The organism is Burkholderia sp. MSMB1589WGS, from assembly GCF_001636105.1.
Lineage (GTDB): Bacteria > Pseudomonadota > Gammaproteobacteria > Burkholderiales > Burkholderiaceae > Burkholderia > Burkholderia humptydooensis.
The window spans coordinates 1,979,628-1,998,266 of sequence record NZ_LNJT01000008.1; the positions used below are offsets into that span (position 1 = coordinate 1,979,628).

Genomic DNA, 18,639 nt, shown 5'->3' on the forward strand with positions numbered 1-18,639 from the left:
CATGAGCGACAACTTCAAGGCGTTATTCGATCGGCTGCGCAACGGCGCGCTCGACGAGGCTGACGGGATCGCGTTGCTCGCGCGTCTGCGCGACGCGTTGCGCGCCGACGACGCGGGTCGTGCGGGGGGCGCGGCCCCGGACGCGACCGGCGTCGATGCGGCGCGCCTGCCGCGTTTCGCGACGCCGCACTGGCATGCGCGGCCGTATCGCGAGGCGTCGGCGCAGGCGTTCGACACGGTGCTGTTGGTCGGCCAGGCGTGCGTCGCGGCTGCCTGGGGCGACGAACTGGCCGCGACCTTTCCGGGGGCGCGGATCGTGCGGATCGAGGCCGATGCGCAGGCGCCTGACGCGACGCGGCCGGAACCGGCGTTTCGCGCGCTCGACGCGGTGGGCGATGGCGCGCGCGTGGCAGTGCTGCTGATCGACGATCTCGCGCCGGAGCGCGCCGAACACGACGCCCACGCGCCCGATCGCTATCTGGCGTGCGTGCTGTCGGCCTTTGCGCTGGTGCGCGACCTGCTCGGCAGGCCCATCGCGCGCTGTCATCTGCTGCATCTGACGCCGCTGCGCCATGCACTGCCGATCGGCGCCGCATGGCACGGGCTCGCCAAGAGCGCCGCGCTTGAAAGCCCGCGCTTCGCGAGCGGCGGCGTCTGGCTGTCCAACGCGGACCTCGGCCGCGCAACGCCCGCATTGGCCGCGCGCGAGCTGGCCGAGTTGGCGCCGGGGCAGTATCGCGACATCGGATGGATCGACGGCCGGCGCTGCGAGCGCGCGCTTGCCGCGAAAACCGACGCGCTGGTCGCGCCGGCGGCCGAGCCGTTCTCGCGCGGCGAGACGGTCCTGATCACGGGCGGGGCGGGGGCGCTCGGTCTTGCGATCGCGGCGCGCCTGACGTGCCGTTTCGCGCTGCGCGTCGTGTTGTGCGGGCGCCGCTCGGCCGACGCGCTCGATGCCCGCCAGCGCGGCTGGCTCGCGCGGCATCCGGCGGTCCGTTATGTCTGCGCCGACGTGAGCGATGCGACCCGGGTGCGCGCGCTGCTGGCGGAGTTCGGCGGTTCCGCGCCGCTCGCCGCGATCTTTCACGCCGCGGGCGCCATCGACGATGCGCCGCTGCGCGCGAAGCCGCTCGACGCCATCCGCTCGGTGCTCGCGCCGAAGGTGCTCGGCACGCAACTGCTCGACCGCCACGCGGCTCGTCTCGGCGTGCGCTACTTCGTTTGCTTTTCGTCGATCGCATCGTTGGCCGGCAGCGCCGGCCAGGCGGATTACGCGAGCGGCAACGGCTTCATGGACGAATATTGCCGGCTGCGGCAAGCGGCCGCCGACGCCGCGGGCGGCTGCCGCTACCTCAGCATCAACTGGCCGTACTGGCTCGAAGGCGGCATGCATGCCGATCCGCGTCGCCTCGAGCGGCTTGCCGCCGACAGCGGCCTTACGCCGCTCGGCATGGACGAGGGCATCGACAGTCTGCTGACCTTGCTCCAACGTCCGGCGCCGCAGGTCGTCGTGCTGCCGGGCGAGCGTGCGGCGATCGACCGCGTGTTTCTCTCGACGCCGCAGCCTTCGCAGCCTCCGCAGCCTCCGCAGACGCCCACCGCGCGCGGCGCAGCGGACGATCTGCAGGACGGTCTGCGCGAGCTGGTCGCGCGGACGCTGAAGATGGAGACGGAGGCGATCGACGCCGACACGCCGTTCAGCAACTATGGCTTCGACTCGATCCTGCTGACGGAACTCGCGACCACGATCGGCCAGCGCTATCCCGGCCTGGCACTCGAGGTCGGCGTGTTCCTCGACCATCCGACGCTGCGCGAGCTGGGCGACTGGCTGCGTGCGCGCCTGCAGGCCGCCTGCGCCGGCGATGGCGACACGAGGGCGTCACGGCCCGGCGCCGCGGCGCCGCGGGCGGCCGATACGCTGCTCGACGGCTTACGTGCACAGGCCTCGGCGATCCTGAAGCTGCCCGTGGCCGACATCGGCATCGAAACGCCGTGGTCGGAATTCGGTTTCGATTCGATTAGCCTCAACGAATTCGCGACGCTGATCGCGCGCGACTTCCCGACCGGCCCGCTCGCGACGGATCTGTTCCTGTCGTGCTCGACACTCGCCGAGCTGGCCGCGCATCTCGCGGCGCGCCTGCCGGCCGCGCCTGGGGCGCATCGCGCGCACGAGTCGGCGCCGCCGCATGCCGATCCCGCGCCGGCCGCGGCCGAGGAGATCGCGATCATCGGCATGGCCGGGCGCTTTCCCGGCGCGAACGACCTGGCCGGCTTCTGGCGCAATCTCGTCGAGAATCGCACCGCGGTGACGACGATTCCGGAGGACCGCTGGCGCTGGCAGGATTACGCGGCCGGCGAGCCGGGCAAGACTGATTGTCGTCACGCAGCGTTCCTGACGGCGATCGACCGCTTCGACGCCGCGCATTTCCGCATCTCGCCGCGCGAGGCGGAACTGATGGACCCGCAGCAACGGCTGCTGCTCGAATGTGCGTGGGAGGCGTTCGAGAACGCGGCGATCGCGCCCGATTCGCTCCGCGGTCGGCGGATCGGACTGTTCTTCGGTGCGGAGAAGAACGACTATTTATCGCTGATCGCCGACGCCGATGTTGATGTCGACCCCTACATCAACACCGGCAACGCGCATGCAATGCTGGCCAATCGCGTGTCGTTCTTCTTCGGCCTGACCGGGCCGAGCGTCACGCTCAATACGGCGTGCTCGAGCTCGATGGCGGCCATCCGGGCGGCGGTCGCGAGCCTGCGCAGCGCGGAGTCCGAGATGGCGCTCGCGGGCGGCGTGAACATCCTGCTGAGCCCGGGCCTCTTCGTGCTGAACCGCAAGATGGGAATGCTGACCGCGAGCGACCACATCAAGCCGTTCGACCGCGACGCGTCGGGGCACTTGTTCGGCGAAGGGCTCGGGCTCGTGCTGCTGAAGCCGCTCCGCCAGGCGTTGCGCGACGGCGATCCGGTGCACGGCGTGATCCGCGCCGTCGACGTGACGCACGGCGGCCAGGGCCGTTTCCTGACGGCGCCGCATGCGCCGTCGCACGAGGCGCTGATCCGGAGCGTGCTGGCCCAGGCCGGCGCGTCGCCCGCCGAGGTCGATTACCTGGAGGCGCAAGGCAGCGGCGATCAGTTGACCGACCGCATGGAGCTGGAGGTCTATCACGCGCTGTACGGCGCCCGCGCGGGCGGTGAGCCGCTGCCGATCGGCAGCGTGAAGGGGCACATCGGCCATCTCGGCGCGGCGTCGGGCGTGACGGCGCTGATCAAGGTGCTGCTCTGCCTGAGCCATGACCGCTTGTTGCCCGTGCTGCACCACCGGCATCTCAACTGGCGGCACGACGAACCGTTTGCGGGCCGGCTGCTGACCGAGCATGCCGAGTGGCGCCCGAAGCAGATCGACGGACGCCGCGTGCCGCGCGTCGCCGCTGTGCACAATTTCGGCTATGGCGGCGTGAACGGGCATCTGCTGGTGCGCGAATCGCTGCCCGCGCTTGCCGTCGACGCTTGCTGGCCGGCCGTCGCGCGACTGTGGGTGATGTCGGCGCGCACGGCCGTTCAACTGCGGCAGAGCGTCGAGCGGCTTGTCGCCTATCTGCGCGACGGCGGTCATCGATTGCACGGCCAGCGCGAACCCGGGGTCGAGTCGATCGCCTGGACGCTGCAGGCCGGCCGGCAGCCGCTCAATCACCGGCTTGCCTTGCTGGTGGACGATGCGCCCGCAGCCGACGCGCTGCGCGCGGCGCTCGCGCGGCTCGAAGCCTGGCTCGAGGACGGACGCGGCGACGCGCGCCTGCTGACCGGCATCGCCGACGGTGTCGGTCCGGCGCACGGCGAGGCGTGCGATGACGTGATGCGCATCGCCGCGCGCTGGGTCGGCGGCGCGCGGATCGACTGGGCGGCCTGCTATGGCGACACACGGCCCATGCGTCTCAGCCTGCCGAGCTATCCGTTCGCGGCGACCCGGCACTGGGTCACGCCGCGCGGCGGCGACGGCGCGGGCGCCCCGCGCGGCGGCCCGGCGGCGCCGATGGCTGCCGCGATCCGCGCGGGCGCGGCGCCGGGCGCACGCCCGCGCGCCTTCGCCGCGCTGCATCCGCTGCTGCATGGCCTGAGCGGGGCCGACCGCTCGCTGCGCTTCGTCAGCACCTTCTCCGGGGACGAGCCGTTCTTTCGCGACCATCGCGTGCGGGGCGTGGCGACGCTGCCGGGTGCGGCGTACTGCGAAATGTTCGTGGCCGCAGCCGCGCTCGCGACGCCGGAATGCGAGCGGCACTCGATCGGCTACCGGCTCGACAACGTTGTCTGGACCCGGCCGCTCGCGGCGGCCGACGGCATGGCCGGGATCGCAGTGACGATGGAGCCCGTTGCGACGCAGGGCGGCCAGACCGGCGTGGATGGTCGCGATGCGTTCCGCTTCACGGTCGGCAGCGCTCGCGCCGATGACGCGCAGCCGTATGCCCAAGGCATCGCCGTTCGGGATCGGATCGAAGCGATATCCGCGCCGCCCGTCGTCGTCGAGCAGTTGCCCGTCTATACGCGCGGCGCACAGATCGACGGGGCGCGGCTGTATCGGCGCTTCGCCGAGCTGGGTTTCGATTACGGCCCGAGCCACCGGTGCATCGACGCGCTGTTCCACGACGGCGAGGAGGTGTTGGCGCGCATGCGTGCGCTCGAGCCGGACGCGCCCGGCACCGCCGGCTACCTGCTCGTGCCGGGCCTGCTCGACAGCGCCTTGCAGGCGTCGATCGGCTTCGGCCTCACGGCGCTCGACGCCGCCCGCGGCAGCGCCGCCGACGGCGCGATGCCGCTATTGCCGTTCGCGCTCGAACGGCTGCGTTGCCATCGCGCCCCCGGCCCATCGGGGCAAGTGCGCTGGGTGCGTTTGCGCCGGCGCGCCGGCGCGGCAGGCAGCCCGGTCGTGAAGCTCGATGTCGATCTGCTGGACGCCGACGGCCGGGCTTGGGCGAGCCTGGAGGGATACAGCGCGCGGCGCGTGAAGCCGGATACCGCGGCGAGCGTCGCACCGGCGTCGAGCGACGGCGCGGACAAGGCGACGACGGTGCCGATGCGTGCGCCGGCGGCCTGGCGCGACGACGGCGGCGCGCGCGTCTACCCGTGCCGCTTCGCGCCGGACGACCGCTACCTGCGTGCTCACCGGATCGACGGGCAGGCGCTGTTGCCGGCGGTTGCGCTGCTCGACCTGGCGCGGATCGTGGCCGAGACGCTGCCGCATGATTCCGCCGAGGTGCTGCGCATCGGCCGCGCCACGTGGCACAAGCCGCTGTTCGTCAGTGCGCCGGGGCGCGACGCGGTGCTGCATGTCGTCGCGCGCGACGACGCGTGGGCCGTCACGCTCGAAAGCGGCGAAGGAGAGGATGAGCCGGCGAGCGCTCATGCGCAGTGCGAGCTCGGCTGGGTCGCGGCCGCGCCGGGCGCGGACGTCTGGCACGATCTCGCGCACGGCGCCGCCGCGCCGCATGGGCTCGCGGGCGTCGTGCGCCGGTTCGGCGGCTCGCTCGCCGGCGAAACCGGCGATGTACCGCGGTTGCCGAACCGCGTGCGGATCGTCGACGGCGACGCTGATGGCGACACCGTCCGCCTGACGCTCGCCTGCGAAACGCCGGCCGACGCCGCCGCCGACACTGCGGGCGCGTCGATGTTCGATCTGCTGTTCGCGATTGTCGATCTGTGCGGGCGCGACGGTGCGGCCAACGGACTCGCGGTGCCCTACGGAATCGACGAATGCCTGCTGTACCGGGCCTTTCCGCGCCAGGTGCGGGTGGCGATCCGCACGGCGCCGGGCGTAGCCGGCGCGCGCACGCGCAGTTGCGACATCCGTGTCGCCGATCTCGACGGCCGACCGGTGATGCGGCTCAAGCGGCTCGTGATGGTGACGCTGCGCGAGGACGCGGCGCCGTCGGCCGCGAGCCGGGCCGCCGACATCGCCGACGCGGCCCATGACGCGCATGACGCGCGGCCGGCATTGCAGTGCCGCTTGCGCGAGCTCATCGGCGCGTTGCAGAAGATCGATCCGGACGAAATCGGGATCGACGACGATCTCACGCAGTGCGGCCTCGATTCGTTCAGCTTCACGGAGCTGTCGAACCGCCTGAACCGCCGCTTCGCGATCGACACGATGCCGACCATGTTCTTCGAGCACGGCACCGTCCGCGCACTGGCGGACGGGCTGCTGCGCGCGTATCCGAACCTCGCGGTCGGCCTGCTCACGGAGTGCCGCGCCGAACGGCGGGATGCGTCGCGTCCGGCCACGGCCGCGCCATCCGTTGCGCAAGGCGCCGAGGCGGCCGATTGCGCGCTGTCTCCGGCGCGAGCGCCGGGCCGCGCCGCTGGCGATGGCGATGGCGATGGCGATGGCGAGGCGATCGCGATCGTCGGCATGGCGGTTCGCTTTCCCGGTGCGCGGACGCTCGATGCGTTCCGGCAGCGCCTGATCGCGCCGCACGGCGCGGGGAACGGCGCGGCGGACGAGCTCGATGCGGCCGCATCGAATCCGGCCGGCGCGGCAGGCTGCGACGCTACCCCGGCGGCGCGGCCCGACGCCGGGACGTCGAACTGGTTCGGCGCCGATCCGGCGGCGTTGCCGGCCGACCGGCCGCTCGTGGCGGTGCTCGAAACCGCCTGGCATGTGTTCGAGGACGCGGGGATGGCGCCCGCCGCGCTGCACGGCAGCGATACCGCCGTCTACCTCGGCGTATCCTCGCCGGCGAAGCACGACGTGCAAGCGGGTGACGCAGGCCTGCCCGCGGCAGCGCCCGCGCTGCATGCGTTGCCGAACCGGATCTCGTTCGAATTCGATTTCCGCGGCCCAAGCCACGCCATCGACACCGGCTGCTCGAGTTCGCTGGCCGCACTTGCGCGCGGCGTCGAGCATCTTCGGCAGCGACGTGGCGCGCTCGTCGTCGCGGGCGGCGTGGGTCCGATCGCATCGCATGACGCCGATGGCGCCATCGGCATGGTTCTGCTCAAGCGCATCGACGACGCGCTGCGCGACGGCGACCGCATTCACGCGGTGATTGCCGCGGTCGCGGAGAACCACGGCGGACGCACGCTGTCGCCGGCCGCGCCAAGCGTCGACGCGCAGCGCGAACTGCTGGTCGCAGCATACCGGCGGGCCGGCGTCGACGTGGCCCGGATCGGCCATGTCGAGGCGCATGGCGCCGGCACGGCGTTGGCCGATGCGATCGAGCGCGAAGCGCTGTGCGACGCGTTCGCCGAGTTGAGAGGGGGGCAAGCCGTACCGGCGGATGCCCCGCGCTGCACGGTCGGCTCGCTCGGCCGGCGGTTCGGGCCGCTCGGGGCGGCGAGCGGCATGGCCGGCGTGATCAAGACCGCGCTGATGTTGCGGCTCGCAACGATCCCCGGCCATCCGCTGTCGCCCGATGCGAATCCCGGTGTCGATCTCGCCGGCAGCGGCTTGGCGATAGCCGGGGACGCGTCGCAGCCCTGGCCCGCGACGCGTGACGGCCAGCCGCGCTGTGCGGGCGTCAGCAGCTTCGGCGCAGGTGGCGCGAATGCGCACGCCGTGCTGCTGGAGTATCGGGCCGCCCCGGATCGCCAGGATGGGATCGGGGCGCCGGCGTCGGCGTCCCGCGTCTTTCTGCTGTCCGCGCACAGCGAGCCCGCGCTGCGCGCGCAGGCGCGCGCGCTGGCGGCGCATATCGCGCGGCACGTGCCGGCCGGCGAGGCTGGCGCAGCGGCGCTGCGCGACATCGCGTACACCTTGCAGACAGGGCGCGACGCGCTGGCTTGGCGCTTCGGCGTGGTGGCGCGAACGTCCGACGCGCTACAACAGCAACTGCGGCTGTTCGGTGACGCAGCGGCGGGGGCGGAGGCGGCGCTCGCGGATTATCGCGTGGCGCGCGTCGCCGAAGCACGCCACGAGTTCGACGGCGACGAAGACGTGAGGGCGCTCGCACGGCAATGGCTCGAGAAAGGAAAGCTCGCATACGCGCTGCGCCTCTGGCTCGACGGCATCGCGGTCGACTGGCGGGCGGCCTGGGACACGCGCGCGGTGGCGCTGGCCGATCTGCCGTCATACCCGTTTGATCACGCGCTGACGCGGAGCGAGGCTCGCGCGGCCGGCGACGACGCGCTCGACGCGCTCGACGCTCGCGTGCGGCATCTTCTGGTCGACGGGCGGGAAGGGCACGGCGCGGCGAACGGGGATCCGCACGCTGATGCGCGCACGCTGATGCAGCGCGTGCGCGAGGTCGGCGATCTGCTCGGCGTCACGCTGAGCGTGGGCGATGCCTACCGGCATCGCGATGTCGGTGCGCTGCGCGCCGGCCTGCGCAAGCGCGCCCGGCGCGACGAGCTGGCCGGCACGGCTGCCGCGCCGGCGCCCGACGATCCGTTCGCGCGCTACTACCGGATGGCGTTCGGCACGCTCGACGGATTCGGCCGTGAGTTGCTCGCGCTCGACGACGAGGTCGTGCTCGACATCCTGCACAACGTCGCGCCTGAAAAGCCGCCGCTGTTGTTGCTGATGCCGATGGCCTGCCTCGGCACGGCGTGGCTGCACCAGGTGCGCGCGTTCGCGGCCGACCATTCGGTGATCGTCTGCCACTACCCGGACCATGCGGCGAGCACCGGCGCCGATGCGCTGCGGGCGACGGGCGACGGCCTCGATGGCGTCGCGCGGCTCTTCTGGACGGCGCTCGACCGGCTCGGCGTCGACGCGCCGGTCCATCTCGTCGGCTGGTCGCTGGGCGGGCTCGTCGCGCAATGCATGGCGGGCGCCGATCCCGGTCGAGTGGCGTCGATGACGCTGGTGAACGCGCTCGACGCGCCGGGCAGGGACGGCATCGACCGCGCGATGCGCGTGCTCGTCGACGAGATCTCGACACAGGTGATGCCCGAGGTGGACCGTCATTTCGAGGGCGACCCGCGTGCGATCAAGGCTTGCTACGACGCGCGCATCCTCGACGTCTACCTGGGTTTCGCCGCCGACGCCGCAGCGCAGGCGCGCCTCGCCGATCCGCCGTTTCCGGTGCTGGTGCTCGCGGGCGGCTGCGACCGCGTGGTGCCGCCCGAGGTGGCAAGGCGCTTGCACGCGCGGCTCGGCGGCGCCGCGCTCGAGCTGCTCGACGAAGCCGGCCACTACTTGCCGATGACGCACGCGGGCTGGTTCAACGCGCGGCTGCGGCAGCACCTGGAGGTGACGGTCTGACCGTCCGGCGTCGCCGCGATGCGCGCGGCGGCGTCTTGCATCCGACCCATCCCATCGAGCCCTTCACATGAGAAAAGTCTTTCTGTTCCCCGGACAAGGCGCTCAGCGCCGCGGCATGGGGCGCGAGCTGTTCGACGCATATCCGGCGCTGACGGCGCGTGCGAGCGAGCAGCTCGGCTACGACGTTGCCGAGCTGTGCACGCACGATCCGCGTCGCGAGCTCGGCGACACGCGCTTCACGCAGCCGGCGCTGTATGTCGTCAGTTGCCTGTCGTATCTGAACAGGATCGACGCCGGCGAGGCCTCGCCCGACGTCGTCGCCGGACACAGCCTCGGCGAATACGCGGCGCTGTTCGCGGCTGGCGCATTCGATTTCGCCACCGGCCTCGCGATCGTCGCAAAGCGCGCCGCCCTGATGAGCGAGGCGCCGGGCGGCGCGATGGCCGCGGTGTCCGGCATCGATGAGCGTCGTGTCCGGGAAATATTGGACCATTACCGCGGCGAAATTCATGACAATGAGCCGGGGCCCGAGGTGGCCAACCTCAACCATCGCCTGCAATGCGTGATCTCGGGGGCGCGCGAGCAGCTCGCCGAACCGTTGCTCGCGCAACGGTTCGAGGCGGCAGGCGCGAGCTTCATTGCGCTCGACGTCGGCGGCGCGTTTCATTCCGTGCGCATGAAGGCGCTGGCCGCGCGTTTCGCCGATTTCCTGTCGAGCATCCGGTTGCGGCCGCTGCGGATGCGCGTCGTCTCGAACTGGACGGCGCGTGCCTATCCGGCTGGCGACTATCGGCCGGCAATGGTGAACCAGATGTTCAGTCCCGTGCGGTGGTACGAGTCGGTCTCATGGCTGCTCGCGCGGGGCTATCGCGAATTTCACGAGGTCGGGCCGGGCGACGTGCTGAGCCGGCTCCAGCGCCACATCGAGCGCGAGCCGTTGCCGGGCGCGTGACGCGGCGGCACGGCACCGGATGAATCCCCAGAGAAGGCGAGAGAAGAACGTGAACATGGTCGGAATCGAAGCAATGAATCTGTACGCGGGCGTGGCCCGCCTCGACGTCACGGCCCTGGCCCGTCATCGCGGCCTCGACATGCGGCGTTTCGAGAATCTGCTGATGAAGGAGAAGACGGTTGCGCTGCCGTACGAGGACCCGGTGACGTTCGCGGTCAATGCCGCGAAGCCGATCGTCGACGCGCTGACGCAGCAGGAGCGCGATCAGATCCGGATGGTGATCACCTGCACGGAATCGGGCTTCGATTTCAGCAAATCGATGAGCACGTATTGTCACGACCTGCTCGGGTTGGGCCGCCACTGCCGGATGTTCGAGATCAAGGGGGCCTGCTATTCGGGCACGGCGGGCCTGGAGACGGCGATCAACTTCGTGCTGTCGCGAACGCGTCCCGGCGGCAAGGCGCTGGTGCTGGCGACCGACGTGTCGCGCTTCATGGTCGAGGATCGCGGCGACGCGCTGTCGGCGGATTGGTCGTTCTCCGAACCGAGCGGCGGCTCCGGTGCCGTCGCGATGCTGGTCAGCGACCAGCCGCACGTGTTCCAGATCGATGCAGGCGCGAACGGCTGCTACGGCTACGAGGTGATGGACACCTGCCGTCCGGCGGCGGATGCCGACGCCGGCAATGCGGACCTTTCGCTGCTGTCCTACCTGACTTGCTGCGAGAACGCGTTCCTCGACTATCGCGAGCGCGTCGCTGACGCGGACTTTGCGGCGACATTCTCCTACCTCGCGTTCCACACACCGTTCGGCGGTATGGTCAAGGGCGCGCACCGCACGATGATGCGCAAGCTCGCGATGGCGAAGCCGTCTGCGATCGAGGCGGATTTCGAGCGACGCGTGGCGCCCGGACTCGCCTACTGCCAGCGTGTCGGCAACATCATGGGCGCGACCGCCGCGCTGTCGCTCGCGAGCACGATCCGCCACGGCGATTTCAGCGAGCCGCGCCGCGTCGGCGTGTTTTCTTACGGCTCCGGTTGCTGTTCCGAGTTCTTCAGCGGCGTCGCGACGCAGGATGGCGCGCGCCGGCTTGCCGAACTCGGGATCGGCGAGCATCTCGACCGGCGCTACAACATGACCCTGGACGAATACGAGACCGTGCTCGCGCGCAGTCGCGAGATCCGCTTCGGCACGCGCCATCTCGACGCCGATGCGACGCTGCTCCGGCAGGCGCGCGGCGTGCATCGCAGGCCGACGCTGTTCCTGAAGTCGATCCGCGACTTCCATCGGGAGTACGAATGGGTGAGCTGAGCGGGACCTGGCACAACCTGCGGGTCCGGCTCGACGACGGTATTTGCCGGATGCGGATCGAGCGGCCCGATACCGGCAACGCGATCGATGCGCGGCTCGTCGACGAAATGGGCGACGTGCTCGATCGCTGCGAGCCGGCGACGCGGATCGTCGTGATCGAGGGCCTGCCCGATGCATTCTGCGTCGGCGCCGATTTCGCGCAGCTCGATGCGCGCCGCGCCACGGACGAGGCGCCGACGGCACCGGACCCGGCGCCGCTCTATGATCTGTGGCGGCGGCTCGCGACCGGCCCGTTCGTCAGCATCGCGCACGTCGAGGGCCGGGCGAACGCGGGCGGTGTCGGCTTCGCGGCCGCCTGCGATGTCGTGCTCGCCGCGCGTACAGCGAGCTTCGGCCTGTCCGAGCTGCTGTTCGGGCTGATGCCGGCCTGTGTGCTGCCGTATCTGATCCGTCGCGTCGGCATCGCGAAGGCGCACTACATGACGCTGACGACTCAGCCCGTCGATGCCGCGCGCGCGTGCGAATGGGGGCTCGTCGACGTTTGCGAGGCCGACAGCGCCGATTCGCTGCGCCGCCATCTGTTGCGGCTTCGGCATCTGAAGAAGGACGCGATCGCGCGCTACAAGCGCTATGCGGCGTCCCTTGACGGCAGCCTTGCCGCCGCGCGCGCGCCGGCCATTGCGGCCAATCTCGAGGTTTTCCGCGACGCTGCCAACCTGCATGGCATTTCGCGTTTCGTGAACGCCGGCAAGCTGCCGTGGGAGCACGAATGATGCGCCGGCCGTGCCGGCGCGCAACAGGATATCAACCGACAGGAGAGCAGGGCCGTGAGTCAACAACGGATTCTGGAATTGATCGCGAAGCATACCCGGGAAGTCGTCCCGGGGCTGGAGGATCACGTATTCGCGCCGGGCGACTCGCTGCGCGATCTCGGCGCGAACTCGATCGACCGTGTCGACATCATCGTGATGACACTCGAGGCGCTGTCGCTTGACGTGCCGCTTGCCGCGATGGCGAATGCGCGGAACATCGGCGAACTCGCGGGCATCATCGATGCGAACGCCTGACGCTCCCGTCGTCAGCGGCATCGGTGTCGTCTCCGCGATCGGCCAGGGTCGCGCGGCGTTCCTCGACGCGTTGCTGGAAGGGCGGCACCGATTCGACGCGATGCGCCGGCGCGGCCGGCAATGGCAGCCCCACGGCGAGACCCCGGCCACCGCATTTCCGGGTGCGGAGATCGATGCGCTGGCAATCCCGGAGTCGATGCCGCGGGGCATGTTGCGCACGGCGTCGCTGTCGGCGCAGGCGGCGCTCGTCACGCTCGACGAGGCGTGGCGCGATGCGCGCCTCGACGATGTCGCGCCGGAGCGCATCGGCCTCGTGATTGGCGGCAGCAATGTGCAGCAGCGCGAGCTTGCGTTGCTGCACGACGCGTATCGCGATCGCATCGCGTTCCTGCGGCCGACCTACGCGATGTCGTTCATGGATACCGATCTGTGCGGCATCTGCACCGAGGCATTCGGCATTCGCGGTTTTGCGCAGACCGTGGGCTCGGCGTCCGCGAGCGGGCAGATGGCGGTGCTGCAGGCCATCGAGGCGGTGGGCTCGGGGCGCGTGGACGCCTGCATCGCGATCGGCGCGCTGATGGACCTGTCGTACTGGGAATGTCAGGGTTTCAGCTCGCTCGGCGCGATGGCGGCCGGCCCTTGCGCGACGCAGCCGGCGCTGGCGTGCCGGCCGTTCGACGCCGATCGCAACGGCTTTGTCTACGGCGAAGCCTGCGCGGCGCTCGTGATCGAGCGCGACGGTTCGCGGCCGCGTGACGGCGTCGAACCGTACGCGCGGATCGCGGGCTGGAGTGTGGCGCTCGACGGCAACCGCAATCCCGATCCATCGCTGGAGGGCGAGGCCGCGGCGATCCGTGGCGCGCTCTCGTGCGCCGGCCTCGATGCGAGCGACATCGACTACGTGAATCCGCACGGCACCGGATCGGTGCTCGGCGACGTCATCGAATTGCAGGCGCTACGTGCTTGCGGGCTCGATCACGCGTGGCTGAACGCCACCAAGTCGATCGTCGGCCACGGACTGACCGCGGCCGGCGCAGTCGAGCTGGCCGCGGTGCTGCTGCAGATGCGGGCCGGGCGCCTGCATCCGACGCGCAATCTCGACAACCCGATCGATCCGGGCTTCCGGTGGGTACGGCAGGAGCCGGTGGCACACACGATCCGGCATGCACTGAACCTCAGCATCGGTTTCGGCGGTGTGAACACCGCCGTCTGCGTGAGCCGCCATGACGCGGGCGCCGATGTCTTCCAGGAGTGACGACGATGAAGATATTCATGTTTCCGGGGCAGGGATCGCAGGCGAAGGGCATGGGCGCCGCGCTGTTCGATCGCTTCGACGGTCTGGCTCGGCAGGCGAGCGACGTGCTCGGTTACTCGATCCGCGAGCTGTGTCTCGACGATCCGCGCGATGAGTTGAAGGACACGCGTTTCACGCAGCCAGCGCTCTATGTCGTGAATGCCTTGTCGTACTTCGCGCGCGTAGAGGACGGCGGGAGCGATCCCGACTTCGTGATGGGCCATAGCCTCGGCGAATTCAATGCGCTGCTCGCGGCCGGGTGCTTCGATTTCCTGACGGGCCTGAAACTGGTCCGCTACCGCGGCGAACTGATGGGGCGCGCCGCAAACGGCGCGATGGCCGCGATCGTCAATGCCGACCAAGCGAGCATCGAACGCATGCTCGCCGAGAACGGACTGACGCAACTGAGTCTCGCGAACTACAACACGCCCTCGCAGATCGTGATCTCGGGCGCGGCCGACGAGATGACGAAGGCCCGGCCGCTGTTCAGCCAAGGGCGCATGCGCTTTTATCCGCTCGCCACGAGTGGCGCGTTTCATTCACCGTTCATGCGTGCGGCGCGCGAGGAATTTGCGCGCTTCCTGCAATCGTTCCGATTCGCGGCGCCGCGCGTGCCGGTGATCTCCAACGTGACTGCGCGGCCCTACGAGCCCGACGGTATCGATGTGCGACTCGCCGGCCAGATCGACAGCGCGGTTCGCTGGTGTGACAGTGTCCAGTATCTGCTCGGCGTTGCCGAGCGGCGCGGCGAGCCGGCGGAATTCGAGGAACTCGGCCACGGCGAGGTGCTGGCCCGTCTCGTGCAGACCATCCGCGAGCAGACGCCTGCGGATCTGATTGCCGGCCTGGCCGGCGAGGCGGACGTAATGGCGATGACCGACGAGAAGGAGGCGGAGGCGATGGTGGGCGCGGCCGCGCCTGCACGGCGCCCGGGCGCCGCGCTGACGGATTCGCGCAGCGCCGCGGAGAAAGTCGCGGACTGGAACCGTCATCATCCGGTTGGCACGCGCGTGAGCTCGACGCGGCCCGAATATCGCGACCTCGTTACGCGGACCGAGGCGGTGCTGCTGTTCAATCATCGCGCGGCGGTCTACATGAACGGCTATCACGGCTACTTCGATCTCGATGAGCTGACTGCCGTCTAATATTCGTACTACGTGCCGGCCGCCTGTCGCGCGCGCCGGTATCCCGATCGTTGAGCGGCCTTCAGGACGGAAGAAAGGTATAGACCGATGCCCCGACCGCGCGTTGTTTTCCTGTTTTCCGGGCAAGGCTCGCAATCTTTCCAGATGGCGCGCCCGCTCTACGAACGGCAGCCTCTGTTCCGTGAATGGATGGATCGGCTCGACGACGTCGCACGCGAGCTGGCCGGTGCGTCCGTGGTCTCGACGCTGTATTGCCGAAGCCGCGTGCAAACCGACGTGTTCGATCGCACGCTGTTCAGCCATCCTGCAATCTATATGGTCGAATACGCGCTGGCGCGCACGTTGATCGAGGCCGGCGTCGAACCCGATGCAGTGCTCGGCACGAGCCTCGGCACCTTCGCGGCCGCGGCCGTCGCCGGGTGCATCGATGCGCGCGACGCACTCGTCGCCGTGATTCGTCACGCCCAGGCTCTGGAAGCAAGCTGCGAGCACGGCAAGATGATCGCGGTGCTTGCCGGCCCACGGCTGTTCGACGAGGCCGGACTCGGCGCTCACGCTGAACTCGCGGCGCTGAATTTTGCCTCGCATTTCGTGGTGAGCGCGAGCCTGACCGGCGCATCCGAGGTGGAGCGCATCCTGCGTGCACGGGACATCGCCTATCAGTACCTGCCGGTTTCCTTCGCATTTCATTCGTGCTTCGTGCGCGCGGCTGAAATGCCGCTCGAAGCGGTGCTCGATACAATGGCCGTGGGCGCTGGGCGGCTGCCGGTGGTCTGCTGCGCGAGCGGAGAGATGGTTCAGCCCGTGCGCCGCGCGCATTTTCTCGCGGCGGTGCGCGATCCCATCCGCTTCGAGGCGGCGATCACCCGGCTCGAAGCCATCGGACCGTGTGATTACGTCGATGTCGGCCCTTCGGGCACGCTGGCCACTTTCGTCAAATATGCGGTGCCGGGTGCGGCGCCGCGTGCGCACCCGATCTTGACGCTGCTCGGGAACGACCTCGAGCAGCTTGCCGCCGTCGTTGCACGCTTCTCGGTGCGCGAGGCGATCCGCTAGGGTCCCTCCGCTGATTGGCGCGCAAAGTCCATGCGGCTCTATGCGGCTTGTCGGTCTTCGCTTCGCCGGCATGCAGATCGGCGATGCGACGCATGGCCTGTCCCGGCAGACGGGCGACGAGTACGCCTTCATTGCGGGCAATGGGCCACGGGAGCTGGCCTTTACCGACGACGACGACGACGAAGACATCGACGGCGATATGTTGTTGGGTTTCTTGCATCACAGTTTATGCAGAGTGAACGAATTGGCCTGCAACAACGGTGGCAAGTCTCGGCATCCACGTTACGGACGGCGCGGGATATCCCGGCCAAACCCCCTATCAGCGATCACCAGCCACCCACCAGGCCCGGTGACAACACCCCCTTATAAGGACCGCGACTGGGGGCGGGAATCATGTCGGACCTGGCTGGCCAAAGCACCGATTATCGGGGCGGGAAGATAGTAACGCGGGCACGGCACCGTCGAGCGCGTTCAGGAGGGGGCGCTGCGTGGTGATGCTGTGTCGGGCATCCTCATGCGTGACGCCTTCGACGTAGCCCACCGGCAACATGGGTTGCGTACGCGCGCGCACGATGCAGGCTCCTCTTGTCCACGCGACGTATGGGCAGCATGCCTGATCACAATCTCTCGACCTTCAACGCCACTTCGCCGGAGACACTACCCAAGGGATTCATGCAATGAACCGCATCGTAATCCTTGGCAAGACTGAACTTATACCGAGTCAGAACAATGCTCCAAAATACTTTCGCCTCAAGATTCGCCAAGGCGGCGCCGACACAAGTATGAACGCCGTGTCCGAAGGGGAGGTATTGGCCACGATGCCGTTGGTATTCCGCGCGCTCCGGCGAGAATCGCTCGGGGTCGAAGCGCTGTGGATGATCCCAAAGATCGGAATCCTGACCAAGCAGGCCGGTGAAATTGAAGACCAGCGTTCGAGGGGGAACGACGTAAGGGCCGACTTGACATTCGCCTAGGGAAACGCGGGGCGTGATGGCGGATACGGGATACATTCGAAGCGTTTCCTTCCAGACCTGGGTGGTTCGCTCCATGCCGTTGAAGTCCGCCAACGCCGCTTGCTCAGGTAGCCGCATGGATTCTGCTCGCAGGACCTCCTGCCAATGAGGATGCTTGGCAAGCAGATAGGCCATGCTGGTGATTCCCATCGTCGTCGTGTCGAACGCGGCGAAGACAATGTTGAGCATCAAATCAACCAGTTGGTCGTCGTCCAGGCCCCCCGTATCCTCCCTCGACTTGCACAGTTGACTGAACAGGTCCATCCCTCCTTCGTCGCGGCGCTTTGGAATCAGGTCGTACATGATGCTGCTGAGCGTCGCGACTCCGTCCAAACCACGTCTCCATCGTTCGTTGAGGTGCCGATTCTTCAACACGACGGGAATCGCATTCCAGTAATCACGTGTGGCTCCTTCGAGACGTGCGGCTTCGCTCGAATCCTCAATGCCGAAGAAAAGGCGTGCTGCAAGTTGGGAAAAAATTTGACGGGCCTCCACTCGGAACGGCACTTCTCCATCGCGAGGCCACGCCTCGATATTCCGAGTGAATTCCTGCTGGATGATGGCCAAATAGCTAGCGAGCGCGCGATCGCTGAAAGCAGGCTGAACCAAAGTGCGCACCTGCCGGTGAGCATCGAAATCCAACGACATCAAGCGGCTCTTCTTCTTCAGGTCGATATCGAAACTGAGCCCTCGCGTCACTCTCTCTACCGCAAGTGCAGTCGACCAACATCGATCCCCGTTTTTTAATATTTGAGAAATGACCTCCTGATCGACCACGCCGACGATCGAATACGGGCCGAGCTGATTGCGAAACACCTTGCCGTGAATATTTGCCTGATTCGCGAAAAACTGTAGCCCTTCGCGCTTATAGGCGAAGAGGGATTTCATTCCTGCAATGAATCCGCTGGTTCCGGGGATGCTCTTGGGTACTTTTGCCAAAGGAGGAAAGGCTTCAGGCCGCTCCGGGTTTTTGATGATGGCTGCAACTTGAGGATCTATGTTGAAGGGTCTGATCTTGGCCGCATCATATTCAAATTTGCTCATATCTCTCATTTGCGAACTCCATTGTTCGTGATTTAACCGATCTTCCGGCGACCCGCTTCAAGCTCGCGCTCTTGATGGAGTTCGCCCGTTTCGCCGCATCGACCGTCTCCGCCGGCCATCCTCAACGTCGGCTTCACCCGGCTGCTGCGCCTGCGCGTCAAACACCGCGGATCGAACGCCGGCCTCGTCTGCAAGTACGTCTTGCCCTTGAGGATCTGCCGATACGGCTTCCTGAACTACTGCACGACCATGTCCTTCTTCGACGGGGCAACGATATGCGTCAAGCGCGGCAGTCCTGCCGCATGGTGCGACGAGATTGCCTACCGCCTCCCGTTCCAAACCGCTCGAGCTCATTGCCACGCTCGATCGATCGCAGTCGCTCAATTTGGCCACGCGGGCTCGCGGAGGCGGCAAGTCGCCGTTCACGCGAAAGTCGGCGCAGGAAATCTTCCTTCAGTACAGGCGTCTTCGAACTCATCGGCCCCTTGTCTGGATTTGCACGATTTACGCGTCAATATGCTTGCGCCTTGCAATTGCCACTGTGCCGTTTCTGCCTCCCTGTC

General features: G+C 68.4%; 9 protein-coding genes and 2 pseudogenes. 8 read left to right on the plus strand and 3 right to left on the minus strand.

Annotation, left to right across the window (positions count from 1 at the left end):
- Position 1: 1 nt before the first annotated feature.
- The 8 genes from WT16_RS26065 to WT16_RS26100 all read left to right on the plus strand — a co-directional run bounded on the left by WT16_RS26065 (position 2) and on the right by WT16_RS26100 (position 16,019).
- Complete coding sequence (locus tag WT16_RS26065; RefSeq protein WP_063534552.1) at positions 2-9,196, plus strand: alpha/beta fold hydrolase; 9,195 nt, start codon at positions 2-4, stop codon at positions 9,194-9,196.
- Positions 9,197-9,263: 67 nt separating this feature from the next.
- Entirely contained in the window at positions 9,264-10,148 is an 885-nt protein-coding gene (fabD, locus tag WT16_RS26070; RefSeq protein ID WP_063534553.1) for an ACP S-malonyltransferase, read from the plus strand.
- 49 nt (positions 10,149-10,197) lie between these two features.
- Positions 10,198-11,457, plus strand: a complete 1,260-nt coding sequence (locus WT16_RS26075; RefSeq protein ID WP_197486504.1) for a hydroxymethylglutaryl-CoA synthase family protein — start codon at positions 10,198-10,200, stop codon at positions 11,455-11,457.
- Entirely contained in the window at positions 11,445-12,230 is a 786-nt protein-coding gene (locus WT16_RS26080) for an enoyl-CoA hydratase/isomerase (RefSeq protein ID WP_015602714.1), read from the plus strand. The genes WT16_RS26075 and WT16_RS26080 overlap by 13 nt, the downstream gene beginning before the upstream one ends.
- A 54-nt stretch (positions 12,231-12,284) precedes the next feature.
- On the plus strand, positions 12,285-12,524 hold the full coding sequence (locus tag WT16_RS26085) for an acyl carrier protein (RefSeq protein ID WP_009916223.1): 240 nt from the start codon (positions 12,285-12,287) through the stop codon (positions 12,522-12,524).
- Positions 12,511-13,779, plus strand: a complete 1,269-nt coding sequence (locus WT16_RS26090) for a beta-ketoacyl synthase N-terminal-like domain-containing protein (protein ID WP_006028563.1) — start codon at positions 12,511-12,513, stop codon at positions 13,777-13,779. The genes WT16_RS26085 and WT16_RS26090 overlap by 14 nt, the downstream gene beginning before the upstream one ends.
- A gap of 5 nt (positions 13,780-13,784) precedes the next feature.
- Positions 13,785-14,963 carry an ACP S-malonyltransferase gene (fabD, locus tag WT16_RS26095; RefSeq protein WP_063534972.1) on the plus strand — a complete coding sequence of 393 codons (1,179 nt, stop codon included), beginning with the start codon at positions 13,785-13,787 and terminating at the stop codon, positions 14,961-14,963.
- Between the two features lie 87 nt (positions 14,964-15,050).
- The gene (locus WT16_RS26100) at positions 15,051-16,019 is read left to right on the plus strand and encodes an acyltransferase domain-containing protein (protein ID WP_063534555.1); all 969 of its coding nucleotides are present in this window, start codon (positions 15,051-15,053) and stop codon (positions 16,017-16,019) included.
- 49 nt (positions 16,020-16,068) lie between these two features.
- Here WT16_RS26100 and WT16_RS32845 read toward each other — a convergent pair.
- From WT16_RS32845 to WT16_RS26105, 3 genes and pseudogenes are all read right to left on the minus strand, one after another.
- Positions 16,069-16,239 (minus strand): annotated as a pseudogene (locus WT16_RS32845) (IS110 family transposase); the annotation flags it as partial.
- Positions 16,240-16,470: 231 nt separating this feature from the next.
- A pseudogene (locus WT16_RS35230) lies at positions 16,471-16,581 on the minus strand (IS630 family transposase); the annotation flags it as partial.
- A 55-nt stretch (positions 16,582-16,636) separates the two neighbouring features.
- Positions 16,637-18,085 (minus strand): cytochrome P450, encoded by a 1,449-nt coding sequence (locus tag WT16_RS26105; protein WP_063534556.1) that lies wholly within the window; start codon positions 18,083-18,085, stop codon positions 16,637-16,639.
- Between the last annotated feature and the right edge of the window lie 554 nt (positions 18,086-18,639).

What these genes read in the sequence shown, in the direction of transcription:
- WT16_RS26090 (WP_006028563.1), top strand. Translation starts at nt 12,511, where the DNA reads ATGCGAACGCCTGACGCTCCCGTCGTCAGCGGCATCGGTGTCGTCTCC.
- WT16_RS26065 (WP_063534552.1), top strand. Translation starts at nt 2, where the DNA reads ATGAGCGACAACTTCAAGGCGTTATTCGATCGGCTGCGCAACGGCGCG.
- WT16_RS26100 (WP_063534555.1), top strand. Translation starts at nt 15,051, where the DNA reads ATGCCCCGACCGCGCGTTGTTTTCCTGTTTTCCGGGCAAGGCTCGCAA.
- WT16_RS26080 (WP_015602714.1), top strand. Translation starts at nt 11,445, where the DNA reads ATGGGTGAGCTGAGCGGGACCTGGCACAACCTGCGGGTCCGGCTCGAC.
- fabD (WP_063534553.1), top strand. Translation starts at nt 9,264, where the DNA reads ATGAGAAAAGTCTTTCTGTTCCCCGGACAAGGCGCTCAGCGCCGCGGC.
- fabD (WP_063534972.1), top strand. Translation starts at nt 13,785, where the DNA reads ATGAAGATATTCATGTTTCCGGGGCAGGGATCGCAGGCGAAGGGCATG.
- WT16_RS26105 (WP_063534556.1), bottom strand. Translation starts at nt 18,085, where the DNA reads ATGAGAGATATGAGCAAATTTGAATATGATGCGGCCAAGATCAGACCC.